Raw genomic sequence first — 21,451 nt, 5'->3', positions numbered from 1 at the left:
TGTTGTATCAACAACAATTATGACTGTTTAGGTAGTGTTAATATTGCTTGATATAAGGTTGCAGCAGCAGATGAATTGAAGGCCTGACAAATGCCCGCGGAAAACTGTACTGAACTATCATATTCTTCACGATAATCATAAACACGCGCATCATCATAAAGTCCTTCATACAATTTGCCATCTTTTTCAATCGCAGCATTTTGACGGTAGCCTAGCCCAATATAAAAGTTTTGATCTGGACTACTTACCACATAAGCAACTTTATGGTTTGCCCACGTTGCTTCAACTATTGTATTTTTGAGAGCTGCTTGTTCAGCCTTCCAATCTTCTAAAGTTTTTTTGTCATTTCCTTGGCTTTCAGAAAAAATAATATTGGCTTGATTGAATTGTTTAGATAAGTATTGATGGCAGACAGCATCTTGATCAAATTTGAAAGATAAAGCATTAATTGCATTGCTGAGTTTAATAAAGTTAGCATCATTCAGATCTGAATGAATATAGTTATTAAACAAGTCTGTTGTGATCTTTTTTGAATTTACAGTTTCGTTAGCAATCGAAATATTCTTAAACTTAATCGTAGATTTTAAGCCTTTACCATCCACATCATAGGCTAGCTCTAGGACTGAATCTGCATTTTTAATCACGTAAAGAGGGTGCTGACTATTTGCAGAATAGTAGAGTTTATTCTTAGTAAGAATGAATTCTTGCCATCCAAGCCAGTTAGGATTGTAATTGGTATTTTGTTGATACAATGTTTTGGACTCTTCTGAAATAAGAGTATTCAACAGTGATTGATTATTTTGTTGAATCGAAAAAATATCTGCTTGTGTGCCAATATCCACTTTATTTATTTTAAATTGAGTGATGGGAAAGCTTAGAATATTTTGCGTAGTTACGGGCGGTTGCGTTGGTGTTGTCGGTGATTCTATATTGGTGTCATTTGAGCTGCCACCGCCACCTCCACATGCGCTAATCAATAATGTCGTTGGTAATAAAAGTGAATAGATGAACTTATTCATAATAGGGGGGTCCAAAGTATGCATTAAGAGAGTATTCAACCTTTTAAACACGAACATATTTAGAGTGTGATGAAAGGTATGTAAAATGCGAAAAGATTAGTATTTTTTCACATTGTAGATTTAGGTTTTATGGCAAATTATTTAGATTTGTTTGTTTTAAGTTATTGTAAATATGATTGTTGTTTAAGCTTTTGAATTTTTTATTAATTTAATTTTCTAGTTTATTTAATTGATTTTAATATATCCTTTTCAAGCTGTTGCCACTCCCAAAACTCAGGCTCAATCAATAAAGTCTGCGACACAAAGCCATAACACACTCGTTGCATATTTAAAGCCATCGACTTATTGAGTTGTTCATCATTCTGAATAAACGGTTCAAGAATGCTCTGCCACATGTGCACCATCATGGCATAACTCTTACGGTAACTTTCAATATCTGAAATTTGCCGTTCCAACAAAAACACCTGCGACCATAAAAACTGCTGCGCCTGAATTTGCTCAATTTGAAAGTGAATAATTCGCTCTAAATACGCCTGAAACTCCAAATCTGTGGATAACTTGATCAAGCTTTGTGCATAACTTTTTAAGCTTTCCGCATTGTGTTTCACATGCAAATGAATGGTCAGCGCAATCAAATCTTCCTTCTTAGAAAAATATTCATAAAACGTTCCCAAGCCCACGCCTGCAAGGTCGGTAATCTCACGAATGGTAATTTGGCTGGCAGGGCGCTCATGCAAAAGCCGAACAAAACTGTCCTGTAGGGCTTCTTGTGTCAGTTTGGCCCGTGATTGACGTGGCTTGCGCCGTATTTGAATGGCTGAATTCTTCATATTTTTAAGCGTGGAAAACCGAACGTCTATGCTTTAAATTTTCTCTATACTGAAATGAAAAGCCAACAAGAACAAGCGGAAAATATAGACGATGAATACATTAGAACAGACATGGATGACGCATCAAATCAGCAACCAATTTGATGAACTGGAAAACTACAATCTATTTTCAAGCGATACGGTTTTACACGAAATCTTAAAACGCTACGGCAGCCATGATCAGTCGACTTTATGCGAAATGGGCAAAGTCGCAGGTTCGAGCGAATACTTTCAGCATGGGGTTTTAGCCAACAAACACACGCCAATCTTACATGCCTTCGATGCTCGTGGTCGCCGTACTGACTTTATCGAGTTTCATCCTTCATGGCATAAATGGATGGGACTCAATCGCCAGTTTGATACCCATGCGCATCCTTTTAATCAGCCTAACTCCAAGACTAAATGGGTGGAATGGGCAGCGCGCTTTTATCTTGCAGGTCAGGTCGAATGCGGTAACTTATGCCCAAACTCCATGACGCTCGGCAGTATTCCACTCATTCAGCGAGAGCCTGAACTATGGGCGAAAATTGGCGAGAAACTACTATCGACTGAATACGATGAACGTGATGTGCCGATTGCACAAAAAAAGTCGATTTGGCTCGGTATGGGCATGACTGAAAAGCAGGGCGGTTCAGATGTACGTGCCAATGAAACAATTGCGGTGCCTGTAGCAGAAACAGGACGAGGTAAAGCTTATCTGCTGACAGGGCATAAATGGTTTTTCTCTGCGCCGATGTGTGATGCGCATTTGGTGGTGGCAAAAACCGAACAAGATGGCTTGGCCTGTTTCTTTGTACCGCGCTGGCTGGAAGATGGCACCAAGAATAATATTCAAGTACAGCGCCTAAAAGAAAAAGTCGGTAACCGCTCGAATTCAAGCTCGGAAGTCGAATTCAAAAATGCATGGGGCATTATGATTGGTGAGGCAGGGCGCGGCATTCCAACCATTATTGAAATGGCAAATTACACCCGTCTGACTTGTTCGGTCGGTTCGAGTGCCATGCTGCGTCAAGCCTTGGTGCAATGCATTGCTTATACCCGTCAGCGTCAGGCCTTTGGTAAACATCTGATTGATCAACCGCTCATGCGTGCAGTCTTGGCAGATTTGGCTTTAGAAAGTGAGGCGGCGACGCAGCTCAGTTTCCATTTGGCACAGTGCTACGAATCGGATGATGCTTTGTCTGTGGCATGGAAACGCATTATGACCCCAGCAGCCAAGTTCTGGATTTGTAAGCGTGCGGTGGAACTGACCGGTGAGATGATGGAAGTCTTTGGCGGCAATGGCTATGTCGATAACGGCATCATGGCACGCATCTTTAAAGAAGCGCCTGTGAATACCATTTGGGAGGGTTCAGGCAATGTCATGTGCTTGGATGTACTGCGCGCGATTGGGCGCGAACCTGAATCCATTGAAGTACTGTTTAAAGATTTGGCGAGTACAGCAAATACAGATGAAAGCTTGCAAACTGAATTGCAGGACTTGTTCAGATTGTTCCATCAATCGCCTGAAGATTTACAATTTATGGGGCGCAGTTTAGTGAGCCGTTTAACCGTATTGGCACAAGCGGTTTTACTAAAACGCTATGCGCCTGACTATGTAGCCAATGGCTTTATTCAAAGCCGTTATAGTGAGAAACATGGGCAAGTGGTGGGGATGCTGGATGCCAAAATGGTCGATGTAGAGCGTTTGTTGGAACGGGCTTTTGCAAGCTAAATACTTTGGAATTCCCTCTCCCTTTGGGAGAGGGTTAGGGAGAGGGCTTCAGTCAGTATTTTATTTCTGACTGTGAATCGGATAGCCCAAGAAAGGCTTAATTTCTTTCAGCACAAAAATACTCTGCATTTCTTTAATGCCGGGTAAGCGGCGGATCGTCGACATCGAAAACTCAGCATAAGTGTCTAAATCCGGTGATACGACTTGCAGCAAGAAATCTGCATCACCGCCCACGCTATAACACGCGACCACATGCTCCAGCTCAGTCACACGTTCTTCAAATTTTTTGGCTTCTTTTTCGCTATGGCTATCAATCGACACGCGGATAAACACCATCACGCCTTGGCCAATTTTTTTACGGTCTAATAAGACACCATAACCTTTAATCACTTGCGTGTCTTCAAGGTGCTTGACCCGACGCCAGCAGGGTGAGGTCGACATGCCAATCTGTTCGGCAAGTTCGGCATTGGTCGTGCGTGAATCTTCTTGCAGGATTTTTAAAATTTTGGCATCTGTCTTGTCTAAAAGGCTCATTGGTATAAATTACCTTAAAAATAAATTTATAGGTTATTTACACCCTTTTATGTGCTTTTTATAAAATAAATAGATCAGTTTTACCCATAAAATTATTCAAAAATAGTGCCATTCATTGCTCATCATACCTTTGCAAAATGGAACATTTCACACAGCTTTCGACTTATATTTTTACTTTGTTTTTGGCTGCTTTATTGCCAGGGCCGGGTATGACAGGTCTCATGTTTAAAACCCTGTCACAAGGCTATTATGCAGGCGTGATCATGTTATTAGGCCTGATGACCGCAGATATGATTTACTTGTCTGCTTCGATTTTTTTATTAAGTTATATCAATCAGCTCAGCCCGAATTTTTCATTTTATTTAATTATTTTTTCAAGCTGTTATTTGCTGTATTTGGCTTACCAGTTTTGGACTTTTAAAGGCGATTTATTGGCAAGCTCAAATGAAATGAATCTGGGTAAAACCTTTTCGGCCTATAAAGACGGTTTGCTGATTACCTTGAGTAATCCGAAAACCATTTCTTTTTATTTGGCCTTGGTACCTGCGATTTTTGGCTCGGTGTCTTTGCAGGCAAAAAGCCCGATGCTGATGTCTGTGACTTTGCTGACTTTGGCATTCATTGGCGGGCTTTATATTTTCTGTTCGCTCAGTTTAAAGAAAGTGCTCAAACCGCTACATGTACAGAAAATGCTGGTGCGCAGCTTGGCCTGTGTAATGGGCTTTTTGGCGGTCAGTCTGCTGTATAAAGAGCTGAATGTAATGGCGCCAGTCTATGCAGGCTTGTTTTAAAGGTATTCAAAATAAGGCTTGAAATTTGCCAAAAATTGCCCAATATATGCACTACAGCACGAGGGTGCTACATAGGCAAAAAGGTGAATGCAAATGGCAAAGAAAAAAGTCCTGCCCGAAGTTGAAGTTCGCAACTTTGTGGCAAAACACATGAACGATTTTAACAAAAGCCAAACTTTTGTAGATCGAAAGAAAAATGCCAAACGTGGCTATGCAAAGCACAAAAAAGGGGGATATTCGAATGATTATCTCCCTTTTTATTTCAGTGTATTTTCTAAATTATCACTCTGCTGAATTCTTCCGCTTGAATATCTGCATTAAACAAATGCTGCATCATATTCCATACGTTTCGCTGTTTGCTTCGCAATCTCTAAGCCATGCAATTTGGCCACAATATAAAGCGATGCATTGATCCCCGAAGAAATCCCCGCAGCAGTAATGATTTTGCCTTCATCAACATATTTCACATCGCTGAGTACTTCAATGTGCGGATAATCTTGCGTGAGACGTGCAATGTCCATCCAGTGTGTTGTGGCTTTTAAACCATTTAGCAAACCAGCTTCTGCCAAAATAAATGCACCTGTACAAATCGAAAAAGTCAGTTGAGCCTGTGCATGACGCTGCAGTAGCCATTGTCTGAGTGGCACGTTATACATTTCGACAGTTTCGGCCCCAAGTCCACCTGGAATCACAAGAATATCAATATGCGGGGCAGTGTCTAAGGTGTAATGGCTGGTGATTTGCAATCCATTGCGAGCACTAATTTGAGCGTGCTCAGATACAGTAAATACATTAAATAATTTTTTTTGCTCTGCATTGCTACAAATTGAAAAGACTTCAAAAGGGCCTGCAAAATCTAAGACTTCTACTTCATTAAATAACAAGATACCGACATTCATAGTGTCACTTCAGTTGTGTGTGAATGATTGAATAGTATTGATTTTATAGCGTTTTATTTGCTGGTATTGCAAGCAGTAACTGCGTTTAGTTCTGAGTCTATAAGGTTATATACGCTGAATTTAGCGTGGGCGTTGCTCGGAAAATAAATCATCAAAGATTTTATGGAGTTGTTTGCTTAAGGTTGGCGCTGTCGGGGATGTTGAGTGACTATGCTCTTGGGCAGATTGAGCCACTTTTTCTAACTGCTGTTTAAGCTGATCAAAGAAAGAAGGGGGATGGCCTGTGCCAGTCGAGTACGCTTTATTTAACTGGGCTGCAATCACTGAAGGATCATCCTTACCTAGGCGTCGGCATTGGGTTGCTGATATTTCAATGCCGTGTAAAGGAGGCATGCGTGGGCGTTCAATCGTCTGACGCGAGTATGTGGTAGGGCTTGGTGATGATGTTTCTGTTTTGATCGGTTTTTGGCGTAGCACCTGTTGGGGTGCACGTTCCTCGAGCTCCGTGTTCGCGCGCTGATTTTGGCGTGGTTTGATTTGGTTAAAATAAAACACCACACCTGCAAAAACTAAAAACAGAATAAAATCCATAGGCACCTGCCATGAAAAATAAGCTGAGCCCGTGAATTAAGGGCTCACAATACGTGTAGAGGCTTTGACCATGTCACCTAGGCCATGCGTTCTAAAATAATATTCCATCCAACTTTTCACCATCAGTGGATTGTTCATTTTTAATACATGCTCAAGTAACGCTTGTGCATCGGTCATTGGCACATGGCAAATGGCTTTACGCACCCGCAAAATATTACTTGAACTCATCGACAGGGTATTAAAGCCCATTGCCATCAATAATACGGCCGAAATAGGATCGCCAGCCATTTCACCGCAAATACTCACAGGTTTATCGTATTTATGGCACTCTTGCACCAAGCGGGTGAGGGCTTTTAATACGGCAGGGTGTAAGTGCGAATAGACATTGGCTACGCGTGGGTTATTTCGGTCTACCGCCAATAAATATTGAGTTAAGTCGTTGGAACCCACCGAGAAAAAGTCAACCAAATGTGCAAATTCTTCAATTTGTAACAGCACACTTGGTACTTCCACCATAATACCGATTTTCGGTTTGGTGATTTTCACCTGTTCTTCTTCTTGAACAGCTTGCCAGTCACGGTCTAGTAAATAGAGTGCTTCTTCAACTTCACTGACACTGGTCACCATAGGCAGTAAAATGTGCAAGTTATTCAGGCCAATACTGGCTTTGAGCATGGCGCGAATTTGTGAAGAGAAAATCTCAGGGTGATCGAGGGTAAAGCGAATACCGCGCCAGCCCAATGCTGAGTTTTCTTCTTCAATGGAGAAATAAGGTAAATCTTTGTCTGCACCAATATCGAGGGTACGCATCACCACAGGTTTATTGGCAAAGTGACTCAATTGCTGACGGTAAATGGTGCGCTGTTCTTCTTCGCCAGGGAAGCGGTCACGGAGCATAAACGGAATTTCAGAGCGATAAAGCCCTACACCTTTAGCACCACGCTGTACACCGCGTACCACGTCAATCATCAGACCAGTATTCACAAATAAACGTACCGCTACACCATCAGGGGTAATCGCATCTTTGGTTTCATACTGCTTGAGATCTTTGGCGATCTGTTCTTCTTCTTTTTGAATTTCTTTATAACGTGTACGCAGGCGACGTGGTGGATTAATAAAGACACGGCCCTGATGCGCATCCACAATCATCTCAACATCATCGAGCGTATTGATGGGTAATTCAGTCACGCCGACCACAGTCGGAATACCTAATGCACGTGCCACAATGACCATGTGTGAGTTCATTGCGCCTTCGGTGGTGACAATGGCTGCAATCTTATCGACAGGTAATTCCACTAAAGCGGCGGTCGAAATTTCATCACCAATTAAAATGCTTTCATCGGTAATTTCACGGTGACTGGCATCGGCTTCTTGTAAAAAAGCCAAAATGCGTCGGCCCAAATCTTTTAAATCAGAGACCCGTTCACGTAAGTAGTCATCCTCCATTTGCGCAAACAGTGCAATGTGCTTATCAATCACATTACGTACTGCACCTTGCGCCCAGTTCCCGTCACGGATTTCATCTTTAATTTCTGTGGGGAGGGCATTTTCATCCAACATGCGCAGGAACACGCTAAATAGCGCACGCTCTTCGGCCATCAGCGCGTCTTGCATTTTGTCATCTAGAGACTGAATTTCCTGACGCACCGAATCAATAGCATGATCGAGGAGTTCGAGTTCTTCACTGATGTCATCAGCTTCGCGGTCAGGCACAGAAGCTAAATCCGCAGGTGGATATAGAATGACTGCGCGACCAAGTGCAATACCGCCAGAACCCGAAATCCCTTGGAAAGTTTTGTAGGCAGGCAAGTTGCTCGGTTTGCGGAATACGTCAATATTGCCCACAGCATGTGCATGCGCAATGACGCCAGAGAGCTGTGCACAGAGCGTCACGAGGAAAGATTCAGCTGCTTCAGAAAAGTCCTGAGATTCTTTATTTTGAACCACCAGTACACCCATTACTTTTCGGCGGTACATGACAGGTACGCCTAAGAATGAGTTATAGATTTCTTCGCCAGTTTCTGGAAGGTATAAAAAGCGCTCGTGCTTTGGCGCATTGTCTAAGTTGACAATTTCTTCACGCTGACCCACCAGCCCAACCAAACCCTCATTGGTGTCGAGTGAAACATGGCCAACTGAGTCAGGATTAAGACCCTTAGAGGCCATAAGCAGATAACGATGATTGCGCTCATCAAGCAAATAAATAGAGCAGACATCGACATGCATGGCTTCAGCAACCTGCTTGACCATAATATCTAAAGATTCATGCAAACTGGTTGACGCATTAATCTCTTGGACGATGCGTCTGAGGGTATCCAGTTGCATATTCGACATCGGGCCTGCTCCTTTGTTATGACATTTAATTTATATCAATAGTTCTCTGAAAAATCTGCAATGTGTTGCGATTTTTTATATTTTTTGGGGCAACTGATTGCATAGTTCCACCATCGCTTTGCGGTATACATCGCGCTTAAAATTGACCACTTGTCCCAGTGGATACCAATAACTTACCCACTGCCATTGATCAAATTCAGGTGGATCAGACAAATCCAGTTGAATGTTTTTGACAGAAGCCGTCAGCTTCAGCAAAAACCATTTCTGTTTTTGACCAATACATACTGGATCTGAGTCCATGCGTATATAACGGTTTGGCAAACGGTAGCGCAGCCACCCTTTAGTCTGCGCAATAATTTCGACGTGTTCGGGCAATAAGCCTACTTCTTCGCGGAGTTCACGAAAGAGTGCCTCTTCAGGGGTTTCACCATGCTGAATACCTCCTTGCGGAAATTGCCAAGCATTGTGACCAATGCGCTTTGCCCATAAAACCTGTCCAAAATCGTTTGCCAAAATGATCCCGACATTCGGTCGGAAACCTTCTGAGTCGATCATTTGGCTACCTAAATATTGTGTAATTTATATCTTTGCCTTCGGGATCATGAATTTTTAATCCAGCTCGAAAAAAGCAAAGTGTAAAAATGTTAAAATTGCTATGATCTTAACGAATTTCTATCGACTAGCGGAGATAGATTTACAATTTTTTTCTTAAATTTCAGCTTTTACGAGTATTTTCATGAAATTGGCGCTCTTTGATCTTGATCACACCTTATTAAATACAGATTCTGACCATTCTTGGGGGGAGTTTTTGGTGAATGAGGGCTTGGTAGATCCAATTCATCATCGCGCGATGAATGACAAATTTTATGAAGATTATAAAAAAGGTCAGCTTGATCCGATTGCCTATAACGAATTTGTATTTGAATTTTTAACACAGCATGACAATGCCTATTTAACAGAATTACATCAGTTATTTATGCAAAAAGTGATTCGTCCTCAAATGCGCCCTGAGGGTTTTAAAGCCATTCAAAAACATCAAGAAATGGGTCACCAACTGGTGGGCATTACAGCGACATCTGATTTTATTACTGCGCCTATTTTTCATGAATTTGGCATTCAAGAGGTAATTGCCACCAATGCAGAAGTGAAAGACGGAAAATACACTGGTAAAGTGACTAATATTCCATGTTATCAACAAGGCAAGTTGGCGCGCTTAGATCAATGGCTACAAGGGCGTGATGTGACAGAGTCTTGGGCATATTCAGATTCAATTAACGACCGTTTTTTATTGGAATATGCAGATCATGCAATTGCGGTAAATCCTGATGACCGCCTTGAAGCTTTGGCGAAAGAGCAGGGTTGGGAAATTCAAGATTGGTCAATTTAAAGACCCTCATGCTTTTTTAAAGTGGTGTTGAATACACATCACACGACATCGAAAACCGTCATTTAAGTAAAGCAGTGCCTTCAATACATTGCTTTGCTTGAAGTGGTTTTGCCTACATGGGCACATTATCCAATGATCAAGAGTGACTTTTAAATTGACGCATCAGTCTGAAGCCCATACATCGAGTGCAAGTTCTGTTTCTACAGCCACATTGTTTAAAATGTTTGTTGGCCCTCGCGCAAGTGCGTATGTACAAGCATTGCAAAATCCTACACGTTTTAATTGGGGCGGTTTGTTGTTTGGGGCCTATTGGTTGCTTTACCGCAAAATGTACGCACAGTTTTTTTTATTGCTGTCGATATTGTTTTTTCTCGGCATGCTTGGGGCTGTTATTGGGCTTCCGTGGCCAATTTTGTTGGGTATTTCTGTATTGCCACATGTGGTTTATGGCTTTATCGGGTCAGATTTATATGCGCGTTTTGCACAAGAAAAAGTCCATGACTATCAACATCAGCCAAAGTACAGTCCGCAAGTTTTTGCAGAGTCTGGGGGCACATCGTGGAGCCAACCGATTTTATGGTTAGGTATACAAATGGTTGTGGGCTACATGCTAACGACACCTTTTTTACAGTATTGATATGCTAAATGACTGAAGCACATGGCGTATTGAATATGTATGTATTCTCAATCAGTGGGTGACAATAAGCGCAGTTTAAATTGAGTGCTTGGACGTTCCATGTTATATCCTTAATGACAGCATAATTGATATTTTGATTGGGTAAAATAAGGAGAACAAGATGAGTGTACGACCAAGAATGACCCACTTATTTGAACAGTTGGGCTTAGATTCAAGCGAACAAGCGATAGCTTTGTTTATTGCGACCCATCAACTCAATGCGCACACTAAAATTACACAGGCTGATTATTGGAATGAGGGGCAACGTCAATTTTTGGCCGAAAAAATAGCCTCAGATGGTGAGTGGGCCATCATTGTCGATCAGTTAAATGAGTCTTTACATGAGGATTCAGTTTAAGTACTCAGTTGGTATTGGTAAAGTCCCTAAAATTTGTATTTGCCTCTGTCGGGTTTTACTTGTACAGAGGCTTTTTCTTTTGAATAATTTTTACATCACATTGATGATTTGATGTGTGTTGTATAGCAAATGCGATAACTAAAATATAAGAATAAGGACAATGAGATGAATGAAGAAGCCAGTGTTTTACCCCCTTCCTTAAGCCATAGAACGGCATTGCGTTATCACGATGAACAACTCATGCAATGTTTCGTAGGTGAAGAAAAATATCAGCATTATTATCAAAAGGCATTTTCGCAATTAACTGCAACGAAACATGTTGCGGGAATCAATTGGGGCGCATTTGTCTTTGGTGTGATTTGGTTGTTTTATCGCAAAATGTATGGCTATGGTACGCTGGTCGTCGCGTTATTAGTGACGTTAAGCATACTCGAAAATATGTTTAAATTTGAAGCCAAAGGCGTTGGAATAGCGGTGTCGGTGAGCTTAGGTTTAGTCGGAAACAGTCTGTATAAAAAATTTGCCGAACAAAAAATTGCCAAAGTACGTCGTCAGTTATCAGCCAGTGATTTAAATCAGGCACTTGAGCAAGCGGGTGGTACCAATTTAGGTCTTGCTTGGGTGTTGTTGGCTTTTATCTTTGTTGCTGTCTTTATTGCACATTTTGCATAAAGCCAATGATTTATTCAAACAAACATTAAAAAACGGCCTAGGCCGTTTTTTAATGCACAATTCTGTGGGTCATATAATTGATGCAATATGCGGGCTTAAGCCAAGTGTTGCTTCATGAGCGACACCAAAGCTTCAGCGGCTTTAGATTGTGTACGGCCAGGATGCCAGACCATGCCCAATTGGCGGTGCATGACCAAATCAATATCGAGTTGCTTTAAGTCTTGGTTAATCATGGTTTTTGGAAGTACAGACCAACCTAAACCAATCGATGCCAACATCCGAATAGATTCTAAGGGATTATTACTCATGGTGATTTTAGGTTTAATCCCTTGCTTTTCAAACTCAGCCAATGTGATTTGGGTGGTATAAGTTTGCGCAGCAGGAAGCAAGCTTGGATATTGGATTAAATCTTCAAGGGTTAAATGGCTTTGCTGTGCAAGAGGATGAAATGGCGCAGCCACAAACACCAATGGGTCTTGCCAAATATTGACATATTTTAGACGCTCATCACCTTGTGGAGGTAAGGTTAAAAAGGCCAGTTCTAAATCACCTGCCAGTACTTTTTCATGTGCTTGTTCTGAATCGACAAAATGCACATCTAAAGTCACATCTGGGTAGGCTTGTACATAATTACGTAAATGGTTAGGTAAATGATGTAAGCCAATATGATGACTGGTACCAATTTTGAGCTTGCCCTGAATCTGGCCTTGTTCATGGCTTAATGTATGGTGAATATCTCCCAATTCATTGAGCCAGTTTTTAACTTTAGGTAACAGTGAATGTGCGGCATGCGTTGCTTGTACACCACGACCAGCCGATTCAAACAGCTTTACACCAAAATATTCTTCTAAGCTATGAATTCGCTTGGTCACCGCAGGCTGGGTAATAAACAGTTGATCTGCAGCCAAAGAAATAGAGCCTGTTTCCATGACTTTGACAAAGGCTTCGAATGCAGCAAGATTCATATTAATCACCCATAAAGAAAATTTATGCTTATTTTTATTATTTAGAAAAAATTAGAATAAATCAAAGGAAATGTGTAATTGTTTGCTATAAACTTATCCAATTGGCAAAAATAGAAATGAAATCAATGAATAATCATTTTAGGGTGATCGGTGGATAAATCACGAAAATACAGAGGCTCCAGCAAGGTGTAGTGACATGGTCAATTCGACGTGATTATGTACAGAAAGTTCCGACCAAACACCACCCAATCCCTATTCAGGGAAAATTGTTGAAGCATTGCTGAACATTGAGAACATCAGTTGTGGTGATGAACAAATAATTTAGTTGTCAAATGAAGCATCTATAGGGAATGCTACATGCATTGCTTTAAGAAAAAATCACTTGTTATATTTTAACCCAAATTTACATGTCAAAAGTCAAACGCTAGCAGGATATGCGGACGTAAATAGATGGCATTGGATGACTGGATTCGTGGTTTAAAAAATATCGGACCTTTGTGTATCAAGTAGAAGAAGATTTAAGATATTTACTCTTAGTCTTATCTTAGGTTTAGCAAAAGCACTAAATTGGTTTGATACAAAATATTGTTTCGAAAACAAATTCGCAGTAGTCGATTTAAATCGTTTTCAATAGAAAAACCACCCGTAGGTGGTCGTGAACAACATCAAGCAAAGTGATTTGCAATCACACTAGACTTGGGCGCTCGCTTCCTGATTGTCAACAGCGGATTTTTTATCCCAAATACGCTCATGGAAGAAATATGCAACTGCTTGAACTGTAGGTTCAACTAAACTTAAAGTAATGGCCATCCATAAGCTACCTGTCACGACATAACCGACAATCATGGCAACCGTAATGTGCATGATGTAATAGCTTAAGGTCTTTTTAAACATACGTTGATTGTTTTCTACAAATTGCTGAATATTCGCCATGATGATGTTCCTTTAAAAAGTGTGTTCGCTTGGTATATGTAAATAATACTTATTCTCATTTACTTTGTAAAAGTGATTTTTTGATATTTTTTGATCGGAAAATTAGATTTATTTTTGAGCGATTTTAAGCGTGAAATTAGCAAACAAAACAATTCCAAAAAGTTTGCAAACTAATAAAAATGATAAATTAGATTTATGTGAACACGTGGTTATAATCAATGTTAATGAAAGAATTTACCCAGTCCAGTGGAGCAAATCGACATGGCAGGCGAAACCCAAAAAGCAAAAACATTGTATGACAAATTATGGGATGACCATCTAGTAAAACAACGAGATGATGGCTCTTCATTACTGTATATCGACCGTCATTTATTGCACGAAGTAACATCGCCGCAAGCATTTGAAGGCTTACAGCTTGCAGGTCGTCAGCCTTGGCGTTTAAGCGCGAACGTTGCGACACCTGACCACAACGTACCGACTTCTACTAAGGAACGTGCTGAAGGTATTGCGGGTATCGAAGATGATACTTCACGTATCCAAGTACAAACTTTGGATGACAACTGTAAAACTTTTAATGTTGCGCAGTTTGACATCAATGACGTACGTCAAGGTATTGCTCATGTGGTTGGCCCTGAGCAAGGTTTGACTTTACCGGGCATGACGGTTGTTTGCGGTGACTCGCATACTGCGACACATGGTGCATTTGGATGCTTGGCGCACGGTATTGGCACATCGGAAGTTGAACATGTATTGGCAACCCAATGCTTGGTTCAAAAGAAAATGAAAAACATGTTGGTACGTGTTGACGGTAAATTAGGTCAAGGCGTAACACCAAAAGATGTGGTTTTAGCCATCATTGGTAAAATTGGTACTGCGGGCGGTACAGGTCACGCAATTGAATTTGGCGGTCAAGTTTTCCGTGATATGTCGATTGAAGGCCGCATGACTGTATGTAACATGGCAATCGAAGGCGGTGCGCGTGTTGGTATGGTCGCTGTCGATGAAAAAACCATTGAGTATGTAAAAGACCGTCCTTATGCACCGAAAGGCGAGCAGTGGGATGCAGCAGTAGAATATTGGAATACTTTGGTATCTGATGAAGGCGCACACTTCGATACAGTGGTTGTATTGCAAGGTGAAGAGATTGAGCCGCAAGTATCTTGGGGAACTTCTCCTGAGATGGTGATTCCTGTATCTCAAGCTGTTCCAACTTTAGATCAGGCTAAAGATGACGTGCAGCGTAATGACTGGACACGTGCTTATAGCTATATGGGTTTAAATGCAGGTCAGGCATTGGCTGATATCCAATTAGACCGTGTATTTATTGGTTCTTGTACGAATTCACGTATTGAAGATATTCGTGCAGCAGCTGAAGTTGCCAAAGGCAAAAAAGTTGCAGGCACAATCAAACAAGCGATGGTTGTTCCGGGTTCAGGTTTGGTAAAAGCGCAAGCGGAAGCTGAAGGCTTGGACAAAATCTTAATCGAAGCTGGCTTTGAATGGCGTGAACCAGGCTGTTCAATGTGCTTGGCAATGAATGCAGATAAATTGCAGCCAGGCGAACATTGTGCATCAACCTCAAACCGTAATTTTGAAGGTCGTCAAGGTAATGGCGGTCGTACCCACTTGGTGAGCCCAGCAATGGCAGCTGCTGCTGCAATCGCGGGTCACTTTGTTGACGTACGTTCGTTTTAATTTGGGCTAATAGGAGCAAACAGCATGAAAAAATATACCGTTGAACAAGGTATCGTTGCACCCTTAGACCGTGCCAATGTCGATACAGATTTAATCATTCCAAAACAGTTTTTAAAATCGATTAAGCGTACTGGCTTTGGTGCAAACTTATTTGATGAATTGCGCTATTTAGACGAAGGTTATTTAGGTCAAGACATTTCAAAACGACCGATTAACCCAGATTTCGAATTGAACAAACCGCGTTATCAAGGTGCTTCAATTTTGATTTCACGTGCGAACTTCGGCTGTGGTTCAAGCCGTGAGCATGCGCCTTGGGCATTGGAAGAGTATGGTTTCCGTACGGTGATTGCACCAAGCTATGCAGATATTTTCTTTAACAACAGCTTTAAAAATGGCATGTTGCCAGTGATCTTGTCTGAAGAGATTGTCGATCAGTTATTTAAAGAATGTGCTGCATCGGAAGGCTATCAGTTAACGATTGATTTAGAAGCGCAAGAAGTACGTACGCCAAATGGCGAAAGCTTTAAATTTGAAGTTGATCCGTTCCGTAAGCATTGCTTATTGAATGGCTTGGATGATATTGGTTTAACTTTACAAGCTGCTGATGATATCAAAGCTTATGAAGCTAAAACCAAAGCATCACGCCCTTGGGTATTTGCAGACGTAAAAGCTTAACAATTGAAGTGACGAATGCATAGTCACCATGCTGAACTCTTGCTAATATCTAGGCATAACAATATACAAATGTCAGATTTATACTGGGTTCAGACATGGAAAAGTTACTCACACACATGGCAGTAGGGCTCACGATAATTGGATCGTTGAGCGCTTGCCAAAGCGTTCAGGTAATACAGGTTCAAAATATAAAAGAATCTGCAAGTACGCAAAATAATGCACATATTTATTGTGCAGGTACAGAAAGCTGTCAGTTTGAGCGTTTAGATCAGACCTTCATTATGAAAGAGCATAATGAACTTGAGCGTGAAGCAATCAAGGCGGGTATTGTGCGTATACAGGGAAAATCGTTGAAAGAGCCGAATGCGGTTTATCTTTCAGTGACTCCTGTTCAGCATGAAGTAGTTGTTCGGTTTTACCCGATATCGCCTGATAAAGCTGAGCGTTTACACGTGATTCATGCGTTTAAACCCAAAGCGAATTATACCTTAACGATGTACCGTGATCGAACCAAACACAAAGCGAGCTTGTTAGAGGCCTCCGCGCCAGATCCTTTGTGTGTAGATTTGAAAATGGAACAGAAAACTATTCGACGTTTTTGCAAACCCTACAATGTCCTGACGGGGCTTGGTGAGTTTGTAGAGAAAAAATTGTAATCAATTGCCACGTATAATTGGCACATAAAATGGAAAAACTCATGTCAAAACATATCTTGATTTTACCGGGTGACGGCATTGGTCCTGAAATTGTAAAAGCTGCAGAACAAGTGCTTACCCGAGTGAATGAAAAATTCAATTTAGGTTTGACTTGGGAAGAAGGTCTATTAGGTGGTGCGGCAATTGATGCGCATGGTTCACCTTACCCAGAAGTGACATCTGAACAAGCCAAAAAAGCAGATGCTTTACTGCTTGGTGCGGTAGGTGGTCCTAAATGGGATACGATTGAACGTTCAATTCGTCCTGAGCGCGGTTTATTAAAACTACGTAGCGAACTTAACCTTTTTGCAAACTTGCGCCCAGCGATCTTGTATCCGCAATTGGCGGATGCTTCAAGCCTGAAGCCTGAAATCGTAGCTGGCTTGGACATTCTAATTGTTCGCGAATTAACTGGTGGTATCTACTTTGGTCAGCCACGCGGTATCCGTGAATTAGAAAATGGTGAGAAGCAAGGTTTCAACACTGATGTATATGCAGAGTCTGAAATCAAGCGCATTGCAAATGTAGCCTTTGAATTGGCTGGCTTACGTGGTGGTAAAGTATGTTCTGTAGATAAAGCCAACGTACTTGAAGTGACTGAACTTTGGAAACAAACAGTGACTGCATTGAAAGAAGAGCAGTATCCAGAAATTAACTTGTCACACATGTATGTAGACAATGCAGCAATGCAATTGGTACGTGCACCAAAACAATTTGACGTGATTGTAACCTCTAACTTATTCGGTGACATCTTGTCTGATGAGGCTGCGATGTTAACGGGTTCTATCGGCATGTTGCCATCTGCATCTTTGGATGAAAACGGCAAAGGTATGTACGAGCCTTGCCACGGTTCTGCACCAGACATCGCTGGTCAAAACCTTGCAAACCCATTGGCAACTATTTTGTCTGTAGCTATGTTACTTCGTTATACATTCCGTGAAGAAGCTGCAGCAAAAGCCATTGAAGATGCAGTAGGCTCGGTATTGGATCAAGGCTTACGTACAGCAGATATCATGTCTGAAGGCATGAATAAAGTGGGTACAGTAGAAATGGGTCAAGCAGTTGTAGCTGCATTGAACTAAGTTCTATTGATCTTAAAAAACCGAGTCTAGAGACTCGGTTTTTTTATGGACATCATTGGGGGGAGTAGGGCGTTTAATACCCATTAACAGGTACGTCCGCTGAGTTGTACCGCAGTCGCAATTTGGTTTTGCAGTTGAAAACGAATTTCGCATTGAAGACTTGCATCATAGCTTTGTGTTGGAATAGGCACTGCAGTCCCGGCACCTGCACCTAAGGCAGGATTCTGTGCCATTGGAATAGGAATGCTAATCGGCCGAATCACGGTATAACTTAATGTATTTTGCTGTACGAATGGGGCAGTGGCATTTTGATAGCCAAGTTTGGCTAAGTCTAAATGGCTTTGAATATAGCTGCTACTTTGACCCACAAATTGTGCTAAGTATTTTTCTCGCTCAGTCGCATTCATCACAGGGGTGCTGGCACAGCCAAAAAGCACAGAGGCAAGCGCACATTGGCCTAAGGTCATTTTAAAATTCATAAGCATATCTCATGCTGACTAATTGCAAACCAGTGTATGGAGTTGAACACAATAACTATGTAGTGATTTGATAAACGGTTAACTTGAATGAGCTACGATGCTTGAAGTGGAATGAAGATACAATTTTTTTCTTACGCCATATTGTAGGCATGTTTTAAAATGAATAGGCATCTTACAAGCGATTTAAAAATGGCGTGTAGGTGAATCCCATAAGATAAAAACAATGATTTTGGATGAATAAAATGAAAAAGATCTTATTGCTTGGCGCATTGCTTTTGACCAGCTATGCCAATGCAGACAATTGCGACAGTGCGCGTAATACCTACGATGATATCTATTGCACCAATAAAGTCTATGCCAGTGCTGATGCTGAATTAAATAAGAATTATCAGGCTTTGCGGGCTAAGTTATCAGACAAGCAAAAAACTACGCTAAAGCGTTCTCAACTGCAATGGATTCGTGAGCGTGATGCAAACTGTACGACGGATACAGGCGTCAATGTGAATTGCCGTCTAGAAACCACACAGGAGCGTAATCATTGGTTGTTAGAGCGCTTACGTGAATGCAAGACCATTGGCTGTAAAAGCAGTGCTTTGAGCTAAGTCTGCTTGATATACGGGTTATTCTATCGATTGCATAAAAAAAGCCACATGATAATGTGGCTTTTTCTGCTTCGCTAAAACTTAGCGTGCACGATAAGTGATACGACCCTTAGTCAAATCATAAGGTGTCATTTCTACTTTAACACTGTCGCCAGTCAAAATACGAATATAGTGTTTACGCATTTTACCAGAGATGTGAGCAATCACTTCATGACCGTTTTCTAAACGTACACGGAACATAGTATTAGGAAGCGTCTCGGTGACAACGCCTTCGAACTCGATGAGTTCCTCTTTATTGGCCATAGCCTACCTGAATGAATAAATTAGCAAGGCGCAAATTATAGTCAATTTTTTTGCATAAAACAAGATGAAACGGCCGTCAGAATAATCAGATGCAAGTAAAATAAGCGAACAGTGCGGTTAAACTTTTTCAACAAAAATGTTTGTAGAATAGTTGTCAGTTTGGTCAATCACAGTTAATCTAAAATTAAGCATTTGAGTATAAATGAAGTACATACAAGGAAGGTTCTTGAGTGGGTCAGCTAACTGATGCATCCGTAGTATTGCGGTTGGGCTACCAAGCGATTCGTCGTGCGGGTTTGCCGACGGAAGATATTTTAACCAAAGCTGGTGTTGCACTGAAGCAGGTTGAAGCCAATGATCGTACACCTTTAAGTGCGCAGTACGCGTTTTGGGTGGCAGCTGAAGAAGTCAGCAAAGATCCAGATATTGGTTTACATCTGGGTGAACACCTTCCTTTGTACCGCGGGCAGGTGATTGAGCACCTGTTTATTTCATCAGAAAATTTTGGTGAAGGTCTCAAGCGTGCATTGGCCTATCAGCGCTTAATTAGTGATGCTTTTCATGCCAAACTGGTCATAGAGGATGATCGTTGCTATTTAACCAATGGTCATCAGCCTTGGGCAGAAAATATCGTTAATCGTCATTTTTCTGAATGTGCGATGTCGGGTGTATTGCGCTTTTTTAAGTTTATTACTGAAGGGCGTTTCCAGCCCATTTATATCGACTTTAATTTTAGTCAGGGCGCGCCGGATGATGAATATTTCCGTGTTTATGAATGCCCAGTGAGCTTAGGGCAAAAAGAAACACGATTATATTTTGACCCTGCTATTTTAGATTATCAACTGTGGCAAGCTGAACCTGAGCTTTTACAGTTACATGAACAACTTGCGATCGAAAAACTGCAAGAACTTGCGCGCTATGATTTGGTGGGTGAGGTACGTCGTGCTATTGGTTCAACCTTAGAAAGCGGTGAAACAACCTTAGAAACCGTGGCTGCACAGCTAAATATTACGCCACGTCGTTTACGTACCCAGCTTTCAGAGGCCAATACTAGCTTTCAGCAGATTTTGTCGGATTACCGTTGTCGTTTAGCGAAAAAACTCTTGGCCAATACCAATGAAAGTGTTGAGCGAATTGTGTACTTAACCGGCTTTTCGGAGCCAAGTACCTTTTACCGCGCATTTAAGCGTTGGACTAACGAAACCCCAGTGGAATATCGTAAGCGTAAGCAACGTTAAATCTTAAAAACAACGCATGAAATCCCTCCTGAATGGAGGGATTTTTTATATGGTGCACCCACTCAATAAACTCGTGCGAATGGATTTTTGGACAGCATTTTTTACTTCTTTTAAGGGCAGAACCAGTAAAAAGTACATATTATTCAGGCATGTTTAGCCAATGCGGGCCAAGTGGCGCTGTAGGAAGCTGAAACTGCTCAGGATAATCTGCATGAATGAAATACAAACCGTCGGGCGGAGCAGTCACGCCTGCCGCTGAACGATCTTCGGCAGCAAAAATTGTATCGATATGATCGATGCTATACATGCCTTGGCCCACTTCTAACAAACAGCCCATAATGTTACGGACCATGTGATGTAAGAAGCCATCCGCTTGAATGTCTAAGACCAAATAGCATCCATGTTGAATTAAACGACAGTGACTGACGGTACGAACTGGCTGATTTGATTGGCAGGCAGCAGCACGAAAACTTTCAAAATTATGCGTGCCTTCAAACTTGCTGGCAGCCAGGATCATGCTGGCAACATCTAGTGGTGCATGTATGTGGGTGACTTGCTTATGTAGTAAAGCAGGACGTACAGGATGGTTATAGACGACATAGCGATAGCGGCGTGCTTGTGCTTTAAATCGGGCATGGAAGTCCATGTCCATTTCTTGTACCCATTGAATTGAAATGTCTTTGGGGAGTTGGCTGTTACAGCCACGAATCCAGCCATGAATGCTACGTATTGCATGGGTATCAAAATGGGCAACCATATTGGTGGCATGTACACCCGCATCCGTACGTCCTGCACCATGCAGTGCGATTGGCTCATTTGCGACTGTGCTGAGTACTTTTTCAATGGTTTCTTGGAGGCTAATCACACCTGCCTGTTGAGTTTGCCAGCCACGATATTGTGAACCATTAAACTCAATTCCCACTGCAAAACGCTGCATACT

Annotated in this window: 25 protein-coding genes; 13 read left to right on the top strand and 12 right to left on the bottom strand. The window is 41.6% G+C overall.

Annotated features, from left to right (window positions below; translation table 11 throughout):
* Positions 1–17 precede the first annotated feature (17 nt).
* Both EXE29_RS07315 and EXE29_RS07310 read right to left on the bottom strand, forming a co-directional pair.
* A complete protein-coding gene (locus EXE29_RS07315; RefSeq protein WP_117006836.1) occupies positions 18–1,019 on the bottom strand; it encodes a hypothetical protein in 1,002 nt (333 codons plus the stop codon).
* A gap of 221 nt (positions 1,020–1,240) precedes the next feature.
* Positions 1,241–1,849: a TetR/AcrR family transcriptional regulator gene (locus EXE29_RS07310; protein ID WP_120364355.1), complete on the bottom strand. Its 609-nt coding sequence runs from the start codon at positions 1,847–1,849 to the stop codon at positions 1,241–1,243.
* Between the two features lie 91 nt (positions 1,850–1,940).
* Between EXE29_RS07310 and EXE29_RS07305 the strand changes: the two genes are divergently transcribed.
* The gene (locus EXE29_RS07305) at positions 1,941–3,602 is read left to right on the top strand and encodes an acyl-CoA dehydrogenase family protein (protein ID WP_120364356.1); all 1,662 of its coding nucleotides are present in this window, start codon (positions 1,941–1,943) and stop codon (positions 3,600–3,602) included.
* 60 nt (positions 3,603–3,662) lie between these two features.
* Here EXE29_RS07305 and EXE29_RS07300 read toward each other — a convergent pair whose 3' ends face one another.
* The gene (locus EXE29_RS07300) at positions 3,663–4,136 is read right to left on the bottom strand and encodes an Lrp/AsnC family transcriptional regulator (protein WP_120364357.1); all 474 of its coding nucleotides are present in this window, start codon (positions 4,134–4,136) and stop codon (positions 3,663–3,665) included.
* Positions 4,137–4,273: 137 nt separating this feature from the next.
* Between EXE29_RS07300 and EXE29_RS07295 the strand changes: the two genes are divergently transcribed.
* Together EXE29_RS07295 and EXE29_RS07290 are read left to right on the top strand one after the other, a co-directional pair.
* Entirely contained in the window at positions 4,274–4,927 is a 654-nt protein-coding gene (locus EXE29_RS07295; protein WP_120364358.1) for a LysE family translocator, read from the top strand.
* A 93-nt stretch (positions 4,928–5,020) separates the two neighbouring features.
* Positions 5,021–5,221: a DUF7230 family protein gene (locus EXE29_RS07290; protein WP_117006865.1), complete on the top strand. Its 201-nt coding sequence runs from the start codon at positions 5,021–5,023 to the stop codon at positions 5,219–5,221.
* Positions 5,222–5,244: 23 nt separating this feature from the next.
* On the opposite strand, the gene EXE29_RS07285 is transcribed toward EXE29_RS07290, so the two are convergent.
* The 4 genes from EXE29_RS07285 to EXE29_RS07270 form a co-directional block, all read right to left on the bottom strand.
* On the bottom strand, positions 5,245–5,826 hold the full coding sequence (locus EXE29_RS07285) for a DJ-1/PfpI family protein (protein ID WP_106985370.1): 582 nt from the start codon (positions 5,824–5,826) through the stop codon (positions 5,245–5,247).
* Positions 5,827–5,946: 120 nt separating this feature from the next.
* The gene (locus EXE29_RS07280) at positions 5,947–6,417 is read right to left on the bottom strand and encodes a hypothetical protein (RefSeq protein WP_120364359.1); all 471 of its coding nucleotides are present in this window, start codon (positions 6,415–6,417) and stop codon (positions 5,947–5,949) included.
* Positions 6,418–6,453: 36 nt separating this feature from the next.
* A complete protein-coding gene (gene ptsP / locus EXE29_RS07275; RefSeq protein WP_120364360.1) occupies positions 6,454–8,751 on the bottom strand; it encodes a phosphoenolpyruvate--protein phosphotransferase in 2,298 nt (765 codons plus the stop codon).
* Between the two features lie 75 nt (positions 8,752–8,826).
* Positions 8,827–9,306 (bottom strand): RNA pyrophosphohydrolase, encoded by a 480-nt coding sequence (locus EXE29_RS07270; RefSeq protein ID WP_106985373.1) that lies wholly within the window; start codon positions 9,304–9,306, stop codon positions 8,827–8,829.
* A gap of 181 nt (positions 9,307–9,487) precedes the next feature.
* Here EXE29_RS07270 and EXE29_RS07265 point away from each other — a divergent pair, with 181 nt between their 5' ends.
* The 4 genes from EXE29_RS07265 to EXE29_RS07250 all read left to right on the top strand — a co-directional run bounded on the left by EXE29_RS07265 (position 9,488) and on the right by EXE29_RS07250 (position 11,844).
* Positions 9,488–10,138, top strand: a complete 651-nt coding sequence (locus EXE29_RS07265) for an HAD family hydrolase (protein WP_106985374.1) — start codon at positions 9,488–9,490, stop codon at positions 10,136–10,138.
* Positions 10,139–10,280: 142 nt separating this feature from the next.
* Positions 10,281–10,775, top strand: coding sequence for a DUF2628 domain-containing protein (locus EXE29_RS07260; protein WP_106985375.1), 495 nt, complete (start codon positions 10,281–10,283; stop codon positions 10,773–10,775).
* 160 nt (positions 10,776–10,935) lie between these two features.
* A complete protein-coding gene (locus EXE29_RS07255) occupies positions 10,936–11,172 on the top strand; it encodes a DUF2789 family protein (RefSeq protein WP_106985376.1) in 237 nt (78 codons plus the stop codon).
* Positions 11,173–11,337: 165 nt separating this feature from the next.
* A complete protein-coding gene (locus EXE29_RS07250) occupies positions 11,338–11,844 on the top strand; it encodes a DUF2628 domain-containing protein (RefSeq protein WP_120364361.1) in 507 nt (168 codons plus the stop codon).
* A 95-nt stretch (positions 11,845–11,939) separates the two neighbouring features.
* On the opposite strand, the gene EXE29_RS07245 is transcribed toward EXE29_RS07250, so the two are convergent.
* Positions 11,940–12,809, bottom strand: coding sequence for a LysR family transcriptional regulator (locus EXE29_RS07245; RefSeq protein ID WP_106985378.1), 870 nt, complete (start codon positions 12,807–12,809; stop codon positions 11,940–11,942).
* A gap of 690 nt (positions 12,810–13,499) precedes the next feature.
* The gene (locus EXE29_RS07240) at positions 13,500–13,742 is read right to left on the bottom strand and encodes a DUF2061 domain-containing protein (RefSeq protein ID WP_106985379.1); all 243 of its coding nucleotides are present in this window, start codon (positions 13,740–13,742) and stop codon (positions 13,500–13,502) included.
* Positions 13,743–14,003: 261 nt separating this feature from the next.
* On the opposite strand from EXE29_RS07240, the gene leuC reads away from it, so the two are divergent.
* The 4 genes from leuC to leuB all read left to right on the top strand — a co-directional run bounded on the left by leuC (position 14,004) and on the right by leuB (position 17,889).
* Positions 14,004–15,437 (top strand): 3-isopropylmalate dehydratase large subunit, encoded by a 1,434-nt coding sequence (gene leuC, locus EXE29_RS07235; protein ID WP_106985380.1) that lies wholly within the window; start codon positions 14,004–14,006, stop codon positions 15,435–15,437.
* A 24-nt stretch (positions 15,438–15,461) separates the two neighbouring features.
* Positions 15,462–16,112 carry a 3-isopropylmalate dehydratase small subunit gene (gene leuD, locus EXE29_RS07230; protein WP_120364362.1) on the top strand — a complete coding sequence of 217 codons (651 nt, stop codon included), beginning with the start codon at positions 15,462–15,464 and terminating at the stop codon, positions 16,110–16,112.
* 95 nt (positions 16,113–16,207) lie between these two features.
* On the top strand, positions 16,208–16,768 hold the full coding sequence (locus EXE29_RS07225; protein WP_120364363.1) for a hypothetical protein: 561 nt from the start codon (positions 16,208–16,210) through the stop codon (positions 16,766–16,768).
* A gap of 41 nt (positions 16,769–16,809) precedes the next feature.
* On the top strand, positions 16,810–17,889 hold the full coding sequence (leuB, locus tag EXE29_RS07220; protein WP_120364379.1) for a 3-isopropylmalate dehydrogenase: 1,080 nt from the start codon (positions 16,810–16,812) through the stop codon (positions 17,887–17,889).
* A gap of 83 nt (positions 17,890–17,972) precedes the next feature.
* On the opposite strand, the gene EXE29_RS07215 is transcribed toward leuB, so the two are convergent.
* Positions 17,973–18,368, bottom strand: a complete 396-nt coding sequence (locus tag EXE29_RS07215; RefSeq protein ID WP_117006827.1) for a hypothetical protein — start codon at positions 18,366–18,368, stop codon at positions 17,973–17,975.
* Positions 18,369–18,610: 242 nt separating this feature from the next.
* Between EXE29_RS07215 and EXE29_RS07210 the strand changes: the two genes are divergently transcribed.
* Positions 18,611–18,970 carry a lysozyme inhibitor LprI family protein gene (locus EXE29_RS07210; RefSeq protein ID WP_120364364.1) on the top strand — a complete coding sequence of 120 codons (360 nt, stop codon included), beginning with the start codon at positions 18,611–18,613 and terminating at the stop codon, positions 18,968–18,970.
* Positions 18,971–19,051: 81 nt separating this feature from the next.
* On the opposite strand, the gene infA is transcribed toward EXE29_RS07210, so the two are convergent.
* Positions 19,052–19,273 (bottom strand): translation initiation factor IF-1, encoded by a 222-nt coding sequence (gene infA / locus EXE29_RS07205; RefSeq protein WP_001284370.1) that lies wholly within the window; start codon positions 19,271–19,273, stop codon positions 19,052–19,054.
* Between the two features lie 230 nt (positions 19,274–19,503).
* Between infA and EXE29_RS07200 the strand changes: the two genes are divergently transcribed.
* The gene (locus tag EXE29_RS07200) at positions 19,504–20,511 is read left to right on the top strand and encodes an AraC family transcriptional regulator (RefSeq protein WP_117006825.1); all 1,008 of its coding nucleotides are present in this window, start codon (positions 19,504–19,506) and stop codon (positions 20,509–20,511) included.
* A 139-nt stretch (positions 20,512–20,650) separates the two neighbouring features.
* Here EXE29_RS07200 and truA read toward each other — a convergent pair whose 3' ends face one another.
* Complete coding sequence (gene truA, locus EXE29_RS07195; RefSeq protein WP_120364365.1) at positions 20,651–21,448, bottom strand: tRNA pseudouridine(38-40) synthase TruA; 798 nt, start codon at positions 21,446–21,448, stop codon at positions 20,651–20,653.
* Positions 21,449–21,451: the final 3 nt, after the last annotated feature.

It is taken from the genome of Acinetobacter sp. WCHAc060006 (assembly GCF_004209135.1).
Classification (GTDB): domain Bacteria; phylum Pseudomonadota; class Gammaproteobacteria; order Pseudomonadales; family Moraxellaceae; genus Acinetobacter; species Acinetobacter cumulans.
This window is presented reverse-complemented; position numbering and strand designations above follow the sequence as displayed.